This window comes from Hymenobacter terrestris (assembly GCF_013377905.1).
GTDB classification, from domain to species: domain Bacteria; phylum Bacteroidota; class Bacteroidia; order Cytophagales; family Hymenobacteraceae; genus Hymenobacter; species Hymenobacter terrestris.
Genome location: NZ_JABKAV010000136.1, coordinates 1 through 2,098, shown reverse-complemented (window position 1 = coordinate 2,098; position 2,098 = coordinate 1). Strand labels below are relative to the sequence as shown.

General features: G+C 55.9%; 2 protein-coding genes. Both read left to right on the top strand.

Annotated elements, in window-relative coordinates; genetic code table 11:
• Positions 1 to 281: 281 nt before the first annotated feature.
• Positions 282 to 707, top strand: coding sequence for a hypothetical protein (locus HW556_RS18265; protein ID WP_176901549.1), 426 nt, complete (start codon positions 282 to 284; stop codon positions 705 to 707).
• Between the two features lie 886 nt (positions 708 to 1,593).
• Complete coding sequence (locus tag HW556_RS18260; protein ID WP_176901548.1) at positions 1,594 to 1,923, top strand: hypothetical protein; 330 nt, start codon at positions 1,594 to 1,596, stop codon at positions 1,921 to 1,923.
• Positions 1,924 to 2,098 lie beyond the last annotated feature (175 nt).

The window sequence follows — 2,098 nt, the reverse complement described above, 5'->3', positions numbered from 1 at the left end:
GCCGAAGGGAGCGGCCGGGACGATGACAGTGGTTGAACTGACGGCCAACCGTTTGGTCGTCAGTTCAACCACGAATCCCGAGCGGCAGAACGAGGTGTATATCCCGGCCAACTAGGCAGGAGCCGTTTTTCCTGCGTCGTATGTAAAGCCCTCGACACGAAGCGGGCACGTCGCGCAAGGAACTTGTTTTGGACGTTGTGACAAGCCTTAACCCCTCCTTTAGCAAACGCAGCGTTTACCTTGCCACCCTTTGCGTGAACAGTTGCTGACATTGTAGTTCCATGTCCAGACGAAGCGAAACGACCCTGTACTTCCTTGCCTGTGTGGTGCTCTACGGCATCGTGGACTACTTTTTCAACCAAGCCCTGTTGTATTTCATCGGCGGGACGATCGGGACCTTATTGAAGCCGCTGTGGCGCGGCAAGGTAGAAGTGCTGCTGGTGTTCCTTGTGTGGAGTTTGCTGCTGGTGGGCTTCGCGCGCCAGTCGGTCACCGCCCACCGAGCGGGCGTGCGGTACACGGCCGTGCTTGTGATTGCGGCGTTGCTGTCGGAAGTAGATTTAATGATGGTCGTGCTCCTGCCCGGTGGCAGTCTACGGCACTTCTACATCGCCTTGGTGGCGGGCGTTCTGGTAAAGTCGCTGGCCTTGAGCTGGCTGCTTTTATCCGGTCGGATGCGCTACCAGAAAATGCACCCCGCGCGGTGAATGCACGTATCCGTTGTATGTTCTTTGGCGAGTCAGACCCTTTCGCTGAATCGCTCTTTCAATTGAACGAAGCGCGTTTACCTTCGGACCGTTTTCGTGAACACATTGTGGCATGTTGCCGGCACTTTTGATTTAGGAAAACAATCCCCATTAGACTTGGCGCTTTGCTGCTCACCTCCAGCGTTATAATTATAAGTAGGTATTGGAAATGCCTAACGAGGTGACACCTTTGCTTTATTTCTCCTTTTCCCTTCTTGCCTGTTGTGTACCATGAAGCCAACACATAAAAAAGCGGTTTGCCTTGCTATCGCCGTACTCGGCATTTTCTTAAGTGGTATGGGAATTGGCTTAGTATACGGAGTCAACCACCCACGTCCGAACGATAAGCGGACCCCGGAAGCGCAAGCCGCGCGCCGGTCAATGGGCACCACCCTTACCTGGACAGGTCTGGCCGTGACCTTAGGCTGCTCCCTTGGCTTGCTCATGATGGGGCGAAACAGCGAAAAGAAAGCCTGAAACCTGTGCAGACCGCTTCCTGGGAAATGGAAGCATATCAACCTGCAAGGCGGGCTGGACTTCTCCGACGAAGCCCCAAAAGCTCCTTCAATTGAACGGAGCAAGTTCACCGACCCACCCTTTGCGTGAATATTTCCTTCAGAGCACTTGACAGGCATCACGGAACGCAAGAGAAGTCCACTGACAGCCCGCTCCCTGTTCCAGCTGGCAGGGCACGAAACGCATGATAAACAACCCGGGTATAGTGCTAAATGCGTAGCTTGCTCTTATCTAACCGGCTCCTGAATTCGTGCTCCCCGCTTCGCTCTCCTACTACGAGATCTTGTATCAAGGCCATCCTCCCTTGCTGCGGGGCCATAACCAGCGGCCATTGAGCGCGGAGGAAATCACACACACCTGCGAAGCGCTACTGGCCACCGACCTGCATCACGACTGCCGCCACTGGCTGCTCGACGGCCGCTCGCATCAGCAAGCGCAGCCGCGCGCGTTACACGAGTGGATGCAGGAGGAGTATTTTCCCCGGGTGCGGGCCCACCTGAAGGGGCGGCCCTGCATCGCCTTTCTCGTTCCCCGCTTCGTGTGGGAAGGCCTGCCGGCCCAGGGCTACGAGAATCCCTTGGATTCGTTTGCCCACGGCGTGCGCATGGGCTGGTTCACGGCAGAGGAAGAGGCCTTGGCCTGGCTCGACCGGCAACGTTGATGCCCTCCTTTCACCAAACAAAGCGTTTAGCTTCGGACCGTTTGCGTGAACTAGCGCGGTATAGGCTATTCTTGTGCTGTTCAGCCTACACACCCCATGGGAAACCGCTCGCTTATAGACTTAATCAACCATCAGGAGCCCGGCTGGGAGTTAGTATCCGAATGGCTTAGCGAAG